The sequence below is a fragment of the Calothrix sp. FACHB-168 genome, assembly GCF_963889195.1.
Classification (GTDB): Bacteria; Cyanobacteriota; Cyanobacteriia; order Cyanobacteriales; family Nostocaceae; genus Aulosira; species Aulosira anomala_A.
Genome location: NZ_CAWPNJ010000023.1, coordinates 18,511 through 35,501, shown reverse-complemented (window position 1 = coordinate 35,501; position 16,991 = coordinate 18,511). Strand labels below are relative to the sequence as shown.

At 42.8% G+C, this 16,991-nt stretch carries 15 protein-coding genes; 14 read left to right on the top strand and 1 reads right to left on the bottom strand.

The window, feature by feature from the left end:
- Window positions 1–73 precede the first annotated feature (73 nt).
- The 6 genes from AACW45_RS14740 (at window position 74) to AACW45_RS14715 (ending at window position 3,824) form a co-directional block, all read left to right on the top strand.
- Entirely contained in the window at window positions 74–1,513 is a 1,440-nt protein-coding gene (locus AACW45_RS14740) for a cation:proton antiporter (protein ID WP_190633312.1), read from the top strand.
- Entirely contained in the window at window positions 1,498–1,917 is a 420-nt protein-coding gene (locus AACW45_RS14735; protein WP_190633311.1) for a Na+/H+ antiporter subunit E, read from the top strand. The genes AACW45_RS14740 and AACW45_RS14735 overlap by 16 nt, the downstream gene beginning before the upstream one ends.
- Window positions 1,918–2,004: 87 nt before the next feature.
- A complete protein-coding gene (locus tag AACW45_RS14730; RefSeq protein ID WP_190633310.1) occupies window positions 2,005–2,268 on the top strand; it encodes a hypothetical protein in 264 nt (87 codons plus the stop codon).
- A gap of 14 nt (window positions 2,269–2,282) precedes the next feature.
- Window positions 2,283–2,561 (top strand): monovalent cation/H(+) antiporter subunit G, encoded by a 279-nt coding sequence (locus AACW45_RS14725; protein ID WP_190633309.1) that lies wholly within the window; start codon window positions 2,283–2,285, stop codon window positions 2,559–2,561.
- Window positions 2,554–3,165 (top strand): DUF4040 domain-containing protein, encoded by a 612-nt coding sequence (locus tag AACW45_RS14720; protein WP_190633308.1) that lies wholly within the window; start codon window positions 2,554–2,556, stop codon window positions 3,163–3,165. The genes AACW45_RS14725 and AACW45_RS14720 overlap by 8 nt, the downstream gene beginning before the upstream one ends.
- Entirely contained in the window at window positions 3,162–3,824 is a 663-nt protein-coding gene (locus AACW45_RS14715) for a Na(+)/H(+) antiporter subunit B (RefSeq protein ID WP_190633307.1), read from the top strand. Before AACW45_RS14720 ends, AACW45_RS14715 begins: the two co-directional genes overlap by 4 nt.
- Before the next feature lie 8 nt (window positions 3,825–3,832).
- Here the strand turns inward: AACW45_RS14715 and AACW45_RS38420 are convergent, their stop codons facing one another.
- Window positions 3,833–5,923 carry a protein kinase domain-containing protein gene (locus tag AACW45_RS38420; protein WP_445223154.1) on the bottom strand — a complete coding sequence of 697 codons (2,091 nt, stop codon included), beginning with the start codon at window positions 5,921–5,923 and terminating at the stop codon, window positions 3,833–3,835.
- Window positions 5,924–6,942: 1,019 nt separating this feature from the next.
- On the opposite strand from AACW45_RS38420, the gene AACW45_RS14705 reads away from it, so the two are divergent.
- From AACW45_RS14705 to AACW45_RS14670, 8 genes are all read left to right on the top strand, one after another.
- Window positions 6,943–8,211 (top strand): DUF4255 domain-containing protein, encoded by a 1,269-nt coding sequence (locus tag AACW45_RS14705; protein WP_190633306.1) that lies wholly within the window; start codon window positions 6,943–6,945, stop codon window positions 8,209–8,211.
- The gene (locus AACW45_RS14700; RefSeq protein ID WP_190633305.1) at window positions 8,208–10,202 is read left to right on the top strand and encodes an ATP-binding protein; all 1,995 of its coding nucleotides are present in this window, start codon (window positions 8,208–8,210) and stop codon (window positions 10,200–10,202) included. Before AACW45_RS14705 ends, AACW45_RS14700 begins: the two co-directional genes overlap by 4 nt.
- A gap of 483 nt (window positions 10,203–10,685) precedes the next feature.
- A complete protein-coding gene (locus AACW45_RS14695; protein WP_190633376.1) occupies window positions 10,686–11,882 on the top strand; it encodes an HlyD family efflux transporter periplasmic adaptor subunit in 1,197 nt (398 codons plus the stop codon).
- A gap of 92 nt (window positions 11,883–11,974) precedes the next feature.
- A complete protein-coding gene (gene devC / locus AACW45_RS14690) occupies window positions 11,975–13,150 on the top strand; it encodes an ABC transporter permease DevC (RefSeq protein WP_190633304.1) in 1,176 nt (391 codons plus the stop codon).
- Between the two features lie 65 nt (window positions 13,151–13,215).
- Window positions 13,216–13,941: a DevA family ABC transporter ATP-binding protein gene (locus tag AACW45_RS14685; protein ID WP_190633303.1), complete on the top strand. Its 726-nt coding sequence runs from the start codon at window positions 13,216–13,218 to the stop codon at window positions 13,939–13,941.
- A 148-nt stretch (window positions 13,942–14,089) separates the two neighbouring features.
- Window positions 14,090–15,061, top strand: a complete 972-nt coding sequence (locus AACW45_RS14680; RefSeq protein WP_190633302.1) for an AEC family transporter — start codon at window positions 14,090–14,092, stop codon at window positions 15,059–15,061.
- Between the two features lie 293 nt (window positions 15,062–15,354).
- Window positions 15,355–16,290 carry a M23 family metallopeptidase gene (locus tag AACW45_RS14675; RefSeq protein WP_190633301.1) on the top strand — a complete coding sequence of 312 codons (936 nt, stop codon included), beginning with the start codon at window positions 15,355–15,357 and terminating at the stop codon, window positions 16,288–16,290.
- A 112-nt stretch (window positions 16,291–16,402) separates the two neighbouring features.
- The gene (locus tag AACW45_RS14670; protein ID WP_190633300.1) at window positions 16,403–16,960 is read left to right on the top strand and encodes a late competence development ComFB family protein; all 558 of its coding nucleotides are present in this window, start codon (window positions 16,403–16,405) and stop codon (window positions 16,958–16,960) included.
- Window positions 16,961–16,991 lie beyond the last annotated feature (31 nt).

The window sequence follows — 16,991 nt, the reverse complement described above, 5'->3', positions numbered from 1 at the left end:
GCTAAAGCCACGGTGCTTCCTAAGACTCACGACTTAGCGTCCTTAAAGAACGGGGTTTCTACCCATTTTTCTGATGACTAACATTACGATCGCCTGGATTGTCTTACCGTTTTTTTTGGGGTTTGTAATTTATTTACTCCCCAAGCTTGACAAATATTTAGCTTTATGCGTAAGTTTAGCGACCGCAGGCTATGCGGCGCTAGTATTTGTTGAGCGATCGCCTCTGGAACTGCAATTATTAGATCATTTCGGTGTTAATTTAACAATCGATCAACTCAGTGGCTATTTTATTTTAACCAATGCCATAGTCACGGCGGCGGTCATTCTCTACTGTTGGTACAGCGATAAAACAGCTTTTTTCTACGCCCAGACAATCATTTTACATGGCAGTATAAATGCTGCCTTTGCTTGTTCTGATTTAATCAGCTTATACGTAGCCTTGGAAGTTAGCGGGATTGCGGCTTTTCTGTTAATAGCCTATCCCCGAACTGACAGATCAATTTGGGTAGCCTTACGCTATCTATTTGTGAGCAACGTCGCCATGCTGTTTTATTTGGTGGGTGCGGTGCTGGTATATCAAGCCCATCATTCCTTTAGTTTTGCTGGTCTGCGTGTCGCTCCACCAGAAGCCTTGGCACTGATTTTCCTCGGCTTAGTTACCAAAGGCGGCATTTTCGTCTCCGGCTTATGGTTACCTTTAACACATTCCGAATCTGAAACCCCAGTTTCCGCCATGCTTTCCGGGATTGTAGTCAAAGCCGGTGTCTATCCCTTGGTGCGGTGCGCTTTGATGGTGGAAGAGGTGGATACCATCGTGAGAATTTTTGGCGTTGGTACGGCGTTGCTAGGGGTATTTTATGCCGTATTTGAAAAGGATACCAAGCGAATGCTGGCCTTTCACACCGTTTCCCAGTTAGGCTTTATCCTCGCTGCACCGGTTGTTGCTGGTTTTTATGCCCTGACACATGGTTTAGTGAAATCGGCATTATTTTTAATTGCTGGGGCTTTACCGAGTCGTAACTTCAAGGAACTCCAACATCAACCTTTAAGTAACTCGATTTGGATTGCCTTGGTAATTGCCAGCTTCTCAATTTCCGGTTTTCCCATGTTATCCGGTTTTGGAGCAAAGGTATTAACATCAAAGAATTTATTACCTTGGCAAGTAATTGTGATGAATATTGCTGCTTTAGGTACTGCAATTTCTTTTGCCAAATTCATCTTTCTCCCACGAGGGGGGACAGGAAAAGTCAAGCCGGGATTTTGGCCTGCAGTTAGCTTATTAATAGTTGGGTTGATTGTCGCCAATGTGGTGTATTACGAAGCCTATAGCCTCGCAAATATTATTAAACCCCTCGCCACCATTGGTATCGGCTGGTTAGCTTACTTGTTTATTTTTAAACATACAGTAGTCAAATTACCTCGGGTTTTAGAGGAATTCGATCATCTGATTGGTGTTATGAGTCTCATTTTAATCTTGCTGTTCTGGAAGGGATTTGCATGGTTGGGCATTTAAATTTGATCTTGCGATTAGTTATCTGGTTTTTGCTGACGGCTGATTTAAGCCCAGCCAATATCATGATTGGTATCAGCATTGCTTTTCTCTTACCAGGTAGACAAAAAGCAAAGGAAGCATTACAAGATTGGCTGCGCGTAATGGGTGAAGTCTTAGTAGCCATTCCCCAAGCTTATATGGAGGCTTTTGAAATTATCTTTCGTCCCCACAACTACGAAGAGATCACAATAGAACAAGTCAAACCCAACCGCACACCAGCTTTGATATTTCTCGATATCTTTTTGATTACCTTTACACCCAAAACAATCGTCGTTAAATACACAGAAGATGGTTTGTACGAAGTACACCGAGTACGACGACGCAAACCCCAGAGTTTGTCATCAAGCAGTACTGATGTTTCATAACCATGAAGAGGGGGACAAGGGCGACAAATAACGATTGTACAGACGCGATTCATCGCGTCTCTGACAAATTACAAATGACCAAAAAACATGAATCTAAATTTAATTGCGATCGCGATGATTTTGGCGATGCTGATACCGATGTATGAAGCATGGCGAGATGAGGATGTTTGGCAGAAGTTACTAGCATTTGCGAGTATCGCCACTAAAGCATCAATCATCATCTTGGTTGTATCAGTTTTACGTGATGATTGGATGATCGGTGTGGTGGGGGTAATTATTCTCAGTGTGGGGAATGCAGGATTGATGCTGTTAGCCCATGTACTCAAACGTTTGAGCGATGTATCAAATTAATCCAAATTAATCCTATGATTGACATTTTGAGTTATAGCTGCATCGGCGTTGGCATCTTTTTTTCCTTTTGGGGAACTTCTCATCTGTTGGGAAAGCGATCGCTCTTATTTAAGCTCCATAGTCTCTCGGTAGCAGATACTCTCGGCTCCATGAGTATTATGTTCGGGCTGTTATTAAAGATACCCAGCAAATGGCCGCTACTGCTCCTCGCTATTATTTCCTTAGCCATTTGGAATACCATGTTGGGCTACGTGTTGGCATACTGTTCCCCCAGTGACGAAAGTTATGAATGATACCTATATTTCTGCCATCACAGCCTTGCTACCCTTGGCTGCGTCGATGGTAGTCACCCAAGCTAATCCCTACCACGCCTTAGTGATTCGTGGCATTTTAGGAGCCGTCGCCGCCCTGCTATATGCCCTTTTAGGAGCTGCTGATGTGGCTTTAACCGAAGCATTAGTAGGCACAATGTTGGCAATTACCCTCTATGCGGTAGCGGTGCGTTCATCCTTGGTAATGCGTCTGGGTGTACTCACACAGGAGCTATCGCCAACAGATAAAGATACCCTCGCCAAAGTCGCAGCCGACCCTGATTTGTGGCAATTAATCGCCGATTTACGCAAAATTTTTCGTAAATGGCATATGCGCGTCGAATTAGTTCCCTATCCTAATACCCAAGCCTTAGAACGGGCGCTGATAGAAAAAGAGGTTCACGCTACCTGTGTACCAGCAAAACAGATAGATTCGGCGGATATGAGCAGTTTTGATACCAATCAGTTGTGTCACACCACCGTCAGACTCAAACGTATTTATGAAATTATCCAAACCGAACTCACATCACCAGCAACAACCCTAACTTATATGAATGTCACAGATACAGGGGGTATACAGCAGTGAAATGGCTTTATATTGCCGCAGGCATAGCTTTATATGTGAAAATGCTGTTTTTTCCCAATTCAGCCCCACAAATACCAGATTTTTCGATTGTAGATGCCATTGTTAAAGATGGTGGTATCCCCAACGCTGTCACAGTCGTCATTCTCCGTAATCGCCTCTATGACACGATTTTTGAGGTAGTAGTATTTACCATTGCGATTATGGGTGCTTATTTTCTACTGGCGAATGAAAGGCCTTCTTGCTCTATCTATCAGTTTACCGATCAACCATCTATTGTACTGGCGCGTCTAGGAGCCACCATTGCGGCGCTGGTAAGTATTGAATTAGCGATTCGCGGACATCTCAGCCCCGGTGGTGGTTTTGCATCTGGGGTAGCGGGGGGAACAGCTATCGGCTTGATTGCGATTACCTCATCAACAGAATGGATGCAAGCTATTTATCAGCGCTGGTATGCGGCTATATGGGAGAAAGTTTCTGTTCTCGTATTTATTATCCTGGCAGCAATCACCCTGATGGGGATAGAGTTACCACATGGCGAAATGGGCGCGCTGTTCAGTGGTGGGGTGCTTCCCATACTCAATATCTTAGTTGCTGTCAAAGTCGCCTTGGGTTCTTGGGCGGTGATTTTGGTGTTTATTCGCTATCGGGGGTTATTGTAAACACATAATTACCACTGATGGTAGTTAGGATTTTGCAAACTGTTCTGATTAGTTTCTTGCTTCGGTTTCAGCTGTGGATATATATATATAACCGCACCTAAAGCCAATCCAATTGCCAAAACTATCCCGATAACCCGCCAAAAATTACTAGGAACTGGCTGCGCCGTACCTTGGTTTTTCTTTGGCTCAAAAATTGTCTCCTCTGGTATGGTTTGGGGACGGGGTTGAAAAATTGTCCCTTCTGGTACTGGTTGGGAACGGGGTTGAAAAATTGTCCCTTCTGGTACTGGTTGGGGACGGGGTTGAAAAATTGTCCCCTCTGGTTTACCCGGCTGGGGAGGAGTTACAGGGGTATTTTCTGGCTGTGGTTGGGGACGGGGTTGAAAAATTGTCCCTTCTGGTTTACCTGTCTGGGGAGGAGTTACAGGGGTATTTTCTGGCTGTGGTTGGGGACGGGGTTGAAAAATTGTCCCCTCTGGTTTACCCGGCTGAGGAGGAGTTACAGGGGTATTTTCTGGCTTTGGTTGGGGACGGGGTTGAAAAATTGTCCCTTCTGGCTGATTTTGCACAAATTGTTGTAAAGGTCGTGGTACGGTTTCTCTATCAGAACCTTGATTCACAAAAGGTTGGGGACGAGGAATAGTTTCATCTTGTCCTGGATTTGGCGCAGATTCTCCTGAACGCGGTACAGTTTCGTTATTTGCACCGTGATTTTGTCCGGGACGAGGTTGAAAAATTGTCCCCTCTGGACGATTGTTAGCAATTGGTGTCTGCGATCGCGGTATAGTTTGATGGTCTGAACCTTGATTCACAAAAGGTTGGGGACGGGGAATGGTTTCATCCTGTCTTTGGCTCGGTTCAATTTGGATTACTGGTCGTGCTATCGTGTCGTCATCAAGATTTTGATGGTGCAAAGGTTGCAAGCGCAAGATGGTTTCATCTTCCCCGGAATTTTGTTCCTCTGGGGCGATCGCTCGCGGTATAGTTTCGTTATCCAACCCTGGCTGATATATAGCTGGTGAAGGCGGCATGGTATCATCAAGATTACCCACCTCTGGCGTTAACGGTCTGGGTAGAGTTTCCGCATGAGGTGTTGGTCTGGGTACGGTGGGATAAAGCGCGATCGCTTCGTCATAATCCACGCTACCCATATTCCCCGCACCCGCTTTAGCCGCCGCTTGCAAAGCTTCATCTAATTCAGCTACGCTAGCAAAGCGGTTCTTCGGGTTCTTTTGCAGACATTTGAGAATTACCGCCTCTAATTGTTCGGGGATATATTCACACCCTGGTTGCTCCCGCAACGGTTTCGGCGGTTCGTAAGCATGAGCTAATACCCAAGAAGCCTCACTGATATTATTAGCTTTGATACCTAAACCAAAGGGATCGGCTGCACTCAGCATTTCATAGAGAATCAATCCCAAGCTGTAAATATCTGCCCGCGCATCTAGATTTTTATCGCTTTGAATTTGTTCTGGTGCGGCATAGCGAAACGTACCAATAAACGTATTGGTAATATTAGTTTGTTCGGAAGAGTCATTGCGGATTTTCGCCACGCCAAAATCCAAAATTTTCACCCACTCTCCCAAATCTGTGGGGACTAAAAAGATATTATCGGGTTTGAGGTCGCGGTGAATTACTTGAATATGCTCCGCAGTTTTACCACCATCCCGTTGTAAAGTTACACCTGCATGAGCTAACTGTAAACCTTTGCAAACTTGAGCAATAATACTTACAGTCCGCTCTACAGATAACCGCTTTTCCCGCAGTAATAATTGTCTGAGGGTTTGTCCGCGCAGATACTCCATTACATAAAATGGATACCCTTCAACAGTTACGCCACAATCACTAATTTTGACAATATGGTCGCTTTGTAGTGCCGCACAAACTGCTATTTCTCGTTCAAAGCGCTTGCGCATCTCCTGGGATGCTACAAGGGTATCTTTGAGTAATTTTAACGCTACATGTTGACCGACACGGGTATCCATTGCTAGGAAAACTTCTCCCATACCACCACCCGCTAACCGTTTGTCTAAACGGTATCGCTGGTTGTCACCAATAAAGCGCCCATTCCAAGAATTTGAAGATGGTGGGGATGTCATTTGATCGAACCGATCCTAGTTACTTGATAATTTTAACTACTAACAAAAAGTAAAGATTATTTACGCAGCCAATTTTTTTCTACAAAATATCTAGTTAAATACTAGTATTCTATTTTACTGATATTGAGTTAATGTGCTACGTCCAGCTTAACATATTAATGAAGTTCAACAAATACTACTTATCCTATCCCAATGCTTAATAAAACCTTAAATGCACGACTGGCGATCGTGTTAACTTGTTCCTCATGTTAAATTTAATCCGCTTCGCGAGTCATTTGTCAGTAGTCAGTAGTCAGTTGTTTTTGGATTGGTTTAATACCCCGTTCCCTTGTGGAAGGTATATATTGTTTGGGATTTTCTGGGAACGCAATATTTTCAGCTTGTCTCGCTACTACACATTTTAATAATGCTCGGTTAAGCCCAAAAACCCAACATTTGGGGGCTTGATTGGGTTAGCCTGCGGGAAGGCTACGCCTACGCAGAACCTCAACCCAACCTTGAGGATGAGGGCGTTTTTACTTTGATGAGGGAGAATTAGCGAGAAAAAAGACGGAAATTAAGAAAATATATCAAAATTAACTTGACAACTCACTCATACTCTGTTTCAGTAGTTCTCTTGAGTGCATAAATTTGTCATTCGAGATTTAGGGAACTCCAAAAAATAAATTATCTAACTTGTAGGGGCACGGCATCTACAAACTTTCGGCATTACCGATATTTTATCGGTGCTGTGCCCCTACCACCATGGGTATTTTTTTAATTGGAAGTCCCTTATGCAATCGAGCATCAAGCCAGCTTTGTGCTGATTATGGATGAATCAAAATTAAGAACGCCAATATTAAATTTCTCAGAACGTTACATTGAATAGATAAATAGCTACTTGACAATAGTAAATTGTATATTTTCTCATCTTTATCGGGAATTACCACTGAGCAGAATGTTGCAAGTATTGCGGAAAAATGTTGTCTCAGTTTTGCCTGCTCTTAACAATTCATAAGTGCTGTATGTGAGGAATGAGGATGAGTAATGCACTCTCGATAGCCGCCGTTACAGCAGTCTTAAAAGACGTGCTGGAAAATGGTTTAGTCAGTGACTCAATTACGGCGAGTGTGGGTGATGTGATTGTCACAGCTCTCCCACCAGATTTAATTACAGTCGGAACTGATGAGCGAGCGCAACTGAATTTATTTCTTTATCAAGTGACACAAAATCGCAATGTTGATTGGGTGTCTCCAGAGTTTCGGAGCAAAAATTCGCGAATCGGTAAAAATTCCCGCACGACTAATCCGCCACTGGCTTTAGATTTGCATTATTTACTCACAGCTTATGGTGCTAAAGATTTTCAAGCAGAGCTATTACTCGGCTATGCTATGCAACTTTTGCATAAAACACCAGCGATCGCCACTAGTGCCATTGAAAATGCTTTAAAAAATGCCGCGACTAGAAGTAGCGCCAATGTTTTTTCCCAAGCTTTAGCCAGTGTATCTGTCTCTGATTTAGCCGAACAAATTGGACAGATTAAACTGTCCCCAGAGTTTTTTAATATGGAAGATACTTCTAAACTTTGGTCAGCATTACAAACTCACTATCGCCCATCGGCTAGCTATCAAGCATCGATGGTTTTAATTGAGAGTAATGATGCTTATCAAGCTGAAGGTTTATCTGTTCTATATTCCCAACCCATCATAGAGCAAGTTATCGCCCCAGCCGAACCAGAACAATTAATAGTTACTAACAGTACCTTAGTCATTCGCGGGAAAAAATTACGCGGTGAAATTACCAAAATCCGCTTAGATAATTCTGATAAATTACTTGTCCCCGAAGATGTGAAAGAAACCCAAATTAGTCTTTTAGTACCGTCAGATTTATTTGTAGGCGTACATGGTGTACAAGTTGTTCATCTGACAATGGGAAACCAAAAACAAAAGCAGGAAATTGAATCAAATATCACAGCTTTTGTACTGCACCCACAGATTACAGTAGCCATTGCTGAAGTCGTAAAAACTGGGGAAAATTTACGCGCAGCTAAAATAACGGTGAAATTTCAACCGAAAGTAGGCAAGACACAGCGATTAGTTTTACTACTTCATGAAATGTTAAATCAAAATCCAAGTTTTTATTCTTTCCCAGTTACATTAATAAATGAAGATACTGACGCTATCACAATTCCTGTCACAGATATTAAACCGGGAACTTACTTAATCAGGGTGCGAGTAGACGGAGCGGAAAGTCCGCTACATCTTAATCAAGCTGGGGAATATGATGCACCACAGGTGATAATTTCATGAATACTGAAACATTTATTAACCAGAATTGGCACGACGCAAACCAGCAATATCTCTCAGCCGCTTTAGCCGTGGTACGTGGTGCGTTAGAAACTTACACGACAAGTTTACCCCATCCACCAGAGCTAACAGCCCAAGCCGCCGCCAGACAGCAAGCTGTACAGCAAGCAGCTGCGGCTATGCCTGCACCATCAGCTTTAGAAAATCTCTGCCGATTATTTGAGCTATCCGGCTTTGAACGGGATTTATTACTGTTGTGTGCCGGGATGGAATTAAACGGAGATTTTGTGCGGTTGTGCGCGATCGCTCAAGGAGATGCCCAAAAAGCTTATCCTACTCTTAGTTTAGCCCTAGCCGCCCTTGCTTACCCCCATTGGGATGCGATCGCACCTAACGCAGCTTTAAGACGTTGGCGCTTAATTCAAGTCGGGGAAGCTCACACCTTAACCCTCAGCCCCCTAAGACTTGACGAACGCATTCTGCATTATTTAGTAGGTATTCAATATCTAGACGAACGCCTCGCCGGCATTATCGAACCTGTACCCCAGATGGGTGAATTAGTGCCATCACACGCCGCTTTAGCCGAGAAAGTTACAGCCGTCTGGAATCAAACTAAAACCAATACCTTGCCAATTGTGCAATTATGTGGTAAAGAAAGCAGTAGTAAAAGAGCGATTGCCAGTAAAATTTGTCAGATCCAGAAAATGCACTTGTGGGTAATGCCCGCCCAAGTCATACCTTTATTACCATCAGAATTAGATAATTTAATTCGGTTGTGGACGCGGGAAACGATATTAAGTAAAAGTGCCTTAATTATAGATTGCGATGAACTAGAGATAAATGATGCCGCCAGATTAAATGCGATCGCTCATTTCATCGAACGCACCAATGGCTTTATCTTCATCAACAGCCGCGAAAGAATGCGTTTACCCCAACGCTTATTAGTTAGTTTTGACATCCAGCAACCCACCGCCAAAGAACAAAGCGCAGTTTGGCAAGCAGCATTATCAGATATTGCGCCTCAACTTAACGGACAGGTAAAAATATTAGTCGAACAATTTAACCTTAGCCCCGCAACTATTCATGCTGCTTGTGCTGAAGCCGCAGGACAATTAGCACAGTCACAACAAAACAACCTTACTGATATTTTATGGGATGCTTGCCGCATTCAAGCAAGACCGCGCTTAGATGAATTAGCTCAATGGATTGAACCAGTTGCCGATTGGGAAGACTTAGTATTACCAGAAACCCAAAAACAAATTCTCCGTGATATTGCTGCCCATGTCCGCCAGAGAAGTACTGTATATAACACATGGGGATTTGCCGGGAAAAGTGCGCGAGGTTTGGGAATTAGTGCTTTATTTGCAGGTGCTAGCGGTACAGGTAAAACCTTAGCGGCGGAAGTTTTAGCGAATCAATTACGCCTTGATTTGTATCGCATAGATTTATCATCAGTAGTTAGTAAATATATTGGCGAGACAGAGAAAAATTTACGCCGAGTCTTTGATGCTGCCGAACAAGGCGGAGTAATTTTATTATTTGATGAAGCCGATGCTTTATTTGGCAAACGTAGTGAAGTTAAAGACGCGCGCGATCGCTATGCCAATATAGAAGTCAGCTATCTACTACAACGCATGGAATCCTACCCAGGATTAGCCTTATTAACCACCAACCTGAAAAGCGCCATTGATACCGCCTTCCTCCGCCGCATTCGCTTCGTCGTGCAATTCCCCTTCCCCGACGCCGCCCAAAGAACCGAAATTTGGCGGCGAATCTTTCCACCCAGCACACCCATAGCCGACTTAGACGTAGTTAAATTAGCCCGCCTCAACGTAGCAGGCGGTAACATTCGTAACATCGCCCTTAATGCCGCCTTCCTAGCCGCCGACGCTGGCGAAGCCGTACAGATGAAGCACGTACTCCGCGCCGCACAAACAGAATACAGCAAATTAGAGAAACCATTGACAGAAGCAGAAATTGGCAGTTGGAGTTGAGGCAGGAGGCAGAGGGACAAGGGAAGGGAGACAAGGAGGACAATTGTAGAGACGCGATTCATCGCGTCTGTGCCCAATGCCCAATGCCCAATGCCCAATGCCCAATGCCCAATGCCCAATGCCCAATGCCCAATTCCAAAGTCACCAAATCTCATTATTTAACTATGACTGTTGGCACTGTTACAGCCACGAAAAATTTTCTAATCTAACATACTGCCATAGGTTTAAACAACAAAAGTAGTTCAAAAAAACATAAGTCTTTCAATTTTCAGAAAGGCTTGTTTTTGCTGTATAAATTCACATCATGCTATACCAATTCTCCAAACTTGCCAAATCAAGATTCAGGAAAACTTTGATAATTACGAATTACGAACTAGTACTGAGCGAAGTCGTTCGCGGAGCGTCTCGAAGAGAAGTATTACGAACTACGAATTATTAACAGATTGTTAAACTTCCTGCGCCACCAGTAAGAGGTAATATATGGTGCAACACTCAAAATTAGGGTACAGATTGTCCCCTAAATCAATTCTGCGTATATCTTTTTTTATCAGTGTGGTTGCATCTTTATTAGCGAGCGGAATCAGCTTTTATACAGTAAAAAAGTGGCGATATTCCGAGAATGCAAATTTACAAATAACAGCAAAACAACTACCAGAAATTAAAACGGTAACAGCTTTAGGCAAGCTATCACCCAAGGGGGAAATAATTAAAATTTCTGCTAGCGTCACTGCCCAAGGAAGCAGGGTAGAGCAGTTATTAGTTAAAGAAGGAGATAGAGTTAACAAAAATCAAATTATTGCGATTTTAGACAGCCGCGATCGCTTAGAAGCAGCGTTACAAGAAGCACAAGAACAAGTCAAAGTAGCCCAAGCGAATTTAGCCAAAACCCAAGCTGGAGCCAAACCAGGTGAAATTGTCGCCCAAAAAGCTGCGATCGCGCGTTTAACAGCCGAACGCAAAGGCCAGATTGCATCTCAAATCGCCACCATTCAACGCTTAGAAGCGCAAGTAAAAAACGCCACTGAAGAAGACAACCGCTATCAGCAGTTATACGCACAAGGAGCCGTTTCCGCTTCCCAAAAAGATAGCAAACGCCTCAATTTAGAAACAGAACGCAAAACTTTACAAGCCGCTAAAGCCGAATTACAGCAAATCCAATCAGCCAGCCAGCAACAAATTAAAGAAGCCAGCGCCAACTTAGAACAGATTGCAGAAGTTCGCGGTGTAGATGTCGCCGCAGCGCAAGCCGAAGTGCAACGTGCTGTAGCTGCCATGAATGTAGCCAAAGTAAACTTACAACAAGCTTACGTGCGATCGCCCCAAGATGGTCAAGTATTCGAGATTCATACCCGTCCTGGTGAAATCATTTCCGACGACGGAATCATTAATCTCGGACAAACTAAGCAAATGTACGCTATTGCTGAAGTTTACGAAAGCGACATCAGCAAAGTCCAACCAGGACAAAAAGTGCAAGTAATCAATGATTTTTTCCCCGAACAATTACAAGGAACAGTAGATTGGATTGGCTTACAAGTACGCCGCCAAAACGTTGTGAATACAGATCCCTCTAGCAACATTGATGGACGAGTAATTGAAGTGCGTGTGCGTCTAGATCCAGCTTCCAGCAATAAAGCCGCCAAACTTACCAATATGCAAGTCAAAGTAGTCATTCAACTTTAAAACCCAATTTACTACATAAATTTTGATGCATTCGTAGTTAGAAAATACAGCACTAAAGTCTTAACTACGAAATTATTTCTCCATCAGAACCTATGAAACAATTCATCCAACAATTGCAACGAAGAACACCGTTAGGATGGCTACAACTAAGTCATGAAAAAAGTCGCCTACTAGTAGCATTGTCAGGAATTGCTTTTGCTGATGTTCTGATGTTTATGCAATTTGGCTTTCAAAGTGCATTATATGACAGCAACACCAGACTACATCGCAATTTACGCACAGATATTGTTATCATCGGTTCCCATAGCCGTAACTTTCAAAGAATGTCTAACTTTTCTCGCAGACGACTTTACCAAGCGATGGATATACCAGGGGTAAAGTCAGCCGAGGGAATTTATACCAGCATTATGGTTTGGAAAAATCCCCAAACCAGAAAAAATACAGACATTCTCGTTATTGGCTTTAATCCAGATAAGCCAGTTTTTAACTTACCAGAAGTTAATCAACAATTACAAACAATTAAACAGCCATACAGCTTCATTTTTGATCGGGGTGCCAGAGGAGAATATCAACAAACTATTACCCAAATTGAACAGGGTAACTCCATCAAAACTGAAATCGAACGCCAGACAGTAACTATTAGCGGACTATTTAAAGTTGGTGCTTCATTTGGCGCTGACGGGACTTTAATAACGAGTGATGAAAACTTCCTGCGATTACTTCCCCAACAACCAGCAGGTAGCGTCAGTATTGGTTTAATTCGAGTCCAACCAGGTGTTGATAAACAACAGGTAATAGCACAATTAAAATCTCATTTAGGAAATGAAGTTAAAATACTCACCCATGAAGAATTTATTGAATTTGAAAATGATTTTTGGAGTACCAACTCCCCCATCGGATTTATTTTTAACTTAGGTGTATCAATGGGTTTTTCTGTAGGCGTAATTTTGGTTTATCAAGTCCTGTCTACAGATGTCAACGCCCATGTCAAAGAATATGCCACCTTTAAAGCAATGGGTTATCGCAATTTATACCTATTAGGTATAGTCTTTGAAGAAGCAGTAATTTTGGCAATGTTAGGTTTTATCCCCGGTACAGGAGTATCTTTACTACTCTATTATCTGACTCGCAATGCCACAAATTTACCTATGTACATGACTACTATTAGAGCATTACAAGTATTAATTCTTACTATAATCATGTGTGTAATTTCAGGAGCGATCGCCACACGTAAACTCCGTTCTACCGATCCTGCTGATATGTTTTAAATCTCATTAGAGACGCGATTAATCGCGTCTCTACAATTGTCCTCCTTGTCTCCCTTCCCTGCCCCATGCCCAATGCCCCATGCCCAATCCCCATTTCTATCAAAAATCTCCATCATTTTTTTGGTCACGGTAAACTCCGCAAGCAAGTTTTATTTAATATCAACCTAGAAATTAATAGCGGCGAAATTATTATTATGACTGGGCCATCTGGATCGGGTAAAACTACGCTTCTTACCTTAGTAGGTGGTTTGCGTTCTGCTCAAGCTGGTAGTTTGCGCATATTAGATAGGGAACTCTGCGGTGCTAGTCCAAAAGAACTATTAGCAGCGAGACGGCATAACGGTTATATTTTTCAAGCACATAATTTACATGGAAGTTTAACTGTACTCCAAAACGTGAAAATGGGCTTGGAATTACACCAGCAACTTGAATTACCAGAAATACTCATGCGTTCAGCCCAGATCCTAGAGCAGGTAGGATTAGGACATTGCTTACATTATTATCCCGATCAACTCTCAGGCGGTCAAAAACAACGAGTAGCGATCGCTCGTGCATTAGTCAGCCATCCGCCAATTGTCTTAGCCGATGAACCCACAGCCGCCCTCGATAGTCAATCTGGTCGAGATGTAGTCAACCTCATGCAAAAATTAGCTAAAGAGCAAGGCTGTACAATTCTCATGGTCACCCATGACAACCGCATCCTCGATATTGCCGATCGCATAGTCCATCTCGAAGACGGTAAATTAAAACCAAAAATCAAAACTCAACAGTCAATAGTCAATAGTCAATAGTCAACCGTCAACTGTCAACCGTCAACCGTCAACTGTCAACAATCTCTAATTCATATTAATTAACCTTGACAACTGACACTTAACAACTGACGATTGACAACTGACAACTGACAACCGTACAGACACGATTAATCGCGTCTCTGACTAAATGATTGAAAACCTAGTCAATGCTTATACTCCTCTATTCACCTGGATTGGTCTAGGAATGATACTGTCTCGGTTTATACCCGATAGTTTTCTCAAATTACTGGGGTATATGCTTTACTGGGTAGGAGTTCCTCTACAACTTTTTGTTTTAGCGCGTCACACCGATTCATCGCATGGGGGATTAATACCTGCGATCGCAGTTCTCATCTTAATTGTGAGTCTGGTTCTTGCATCATTAATTGGCTGGGGGCTACAATTTTTAGCCCAGCGTCAAACAAGCTTAGAACAGACAAATATCGATTTACCTAGCGTTAAGTCCTTAGACCGAGCCAGTCTAGGCAGTTTTATTTTAGCGACAATATTAGGTAATACAGGCTTCGTTGGCTTAACACTCGCACAAGTGCTGACAGGCCCAGCCAATATGGATTGGGCAGTATTATTTAGCGTGACTAATAACGTTGTCGGCACATACGGTATTGCTGTTCTCATCGCCAGCTATTTTGGCAACAGACAAACCACAAATCATTGGTGGATTCAGTTGCGAGATTTGGTAACTGTCCCTAGTTTGTGGACATTTTTTATTGGGTTGAATACTAAATTTATCAAATTGCCCGCAGTAGTTGAGTCAGGGCTAGAACAAGCAGTTTGGGTAGTCATAGCCTTTGCTTTATTGCTAGTTGGTTTGCGAATGCAAGCCATGAAAGGCTGGAAAAATTTTCAGATGGCTTTAGTAGCCAGCCTGCTCAAAGTTTTAATAGTTCCACTATTAGTGGGTTTATGTGCCACCTATTTAGGTATAATTGGCGAACAACGTTTAGTGCTAGTACTGATGTCAGGAACACCTACAGGGCTTTCTGTACTGATTTTGGCAGAAGTTTACGACCTAGATCGCAGTTTATTGGCCAGCAGTATTGCCTTAAGTTTTGTGGGATTATTGCTAGCGCTTCCCCTATGGCTGGTCTGGTTTAGCTAAAATTTGTAACAGTAAAAAAATAATTGCCACAGATCGATAGTTAAAATAAAAAATACAGTTAAACTACCCGTTGTGCCCAAAATAGCTTTGCCTGGGGTTACCTCTTGCACATCTTAGGTAGTAAGATAGCTACATTAATTAACGTTCCCGATTCTTGACAAATAAACAATTAGAGTTTAGCCTCTGAACAATTTAGAGAGATTTATCTTTCTACAGAACATTTTCTTTCATGAGGAAACATGAGTAGTAGTAAGCTAGTCTGTTGTCCACAGACGTAAAGTTTTTGTGGCTCTATGACTCTCAAGGATCGGACTGATAATAATCAAAAAAACTTGCTTGGTTTTAATAACAAAGGTTTGACAGCCAATCGCTGGACAGCAAATTTAGTTATGGGAATGTTTGCAGCATTGCCCATTGCTTTAGCTGCGCCTGTAGATGCATTGCAGGTAGAGGTAACTCCCAAAAATCCCCAGTTGGGCGATACTATTTCAGTTGAGATCAATTTAGACAATCCAGCAAATGATAATAACCCAACAGTGGTAAGTGGCGATCAGACATACCCAGCATTTGAAATAGCGCCCAATCAATACCGCGCTTTTATCCCCACCACTCCCCTAGAAAAACCTGGAACTAGAACAATCCAAATCTCTGGGGATGATCAGGTACAAAACCTATCCTTGCAGGTGCGAAATCGCAAATTTCCCGTCCAACGGATTAATTTACCGCCAGGAAAAGCCGGAGTAAAAGCTACAGAACTGGAACTAAAGCGAGTAGCAGCTTTTAAAGCCTTACAAACTCCACAAAAATATTGGAGTGGCAAGTTTTTAAAGCCAAATGCTGGACGTATGAGTACAATTTATGGTGTACGCCGTTACTATAATGGTAAATTCGCCAATGATTATTATCATCGTGGCGTTGACTACGCTGGTGCACAGGGTTCAGCTGTAATTGCTCCAGCCGCAGGGAAAGTAGCTTTGGTTGGCACAGTATCTGAAGGTTTTCGGGTTCATGGCAATGTCGTAGGTATCGATCATGGTCAAGGAGTAACAAGTATTTTCATGCATCTCAGTCGCATTAATGTTAAAGAAGGCGAAATTGTCAAGGCTGGCCAGTTAATTGGCGCAGTCGGTTCAACAGGAGCATCAACAGGGCCTCATTTACACTGGGGTCTATATGTTAATGGCAAATCCGTTGATCCAACACCTTGGCGGACTCAGATTTTTGAGTAGCATAGATAATATTGATCGCGACTGTACATCATTTGTATATTATTTTGCCTATAATTAGGCAAAATAAACTAGATTGGTACCGTCCCTACTTTGCTGCGGTGGCTTAAAAAAAATGAGCGTTATGAGTATTGAAAAAATTGTTGAACAGGCTCTCCAGGATGGTTATCTGACACCAGCAATGGAAGCAGAAGTCGGGCGCATCTGTGATAACGCCTCGGAACTCTCAATCGAAGAATATATGGCGTTAGATCGACTAATGGGGGCGCTACTGACAGGAGAAGTTGTGGCGGTACCTCGCAAACAATTCATTAACGTCATGGAAGAGTTGGTACTGACAGAAGCGATCGCCAGAGTAGCAGAAATCGAAGCTACTAGCGAAAGTTCCTTAGATGTTGGGGATATTGCAGCTTACGCCCTCAACCGTCTACCGCCCCTATACGCCACAACCGAAGAAGGCGCTAATTACCAGCGTCAACGGGCTAAGGCAGAACTTCAAGAATTAATTGCCCAGCAAATCAGTGAGGCGATTGACCGTAACCTCGATCGCCCGAATAACACAAGAACCCCTGTCATGCCCAAAAACACAGGTAAAGAAGTCTTACGCCAAGTTAGTAGTTTGCTACAAGCTTACGCCCCCTCCTTTGAGGAAAAATCTCAATTTGCTTCCTAGTCAAAAGTCCATAGTCCATAGTCAATAGTCA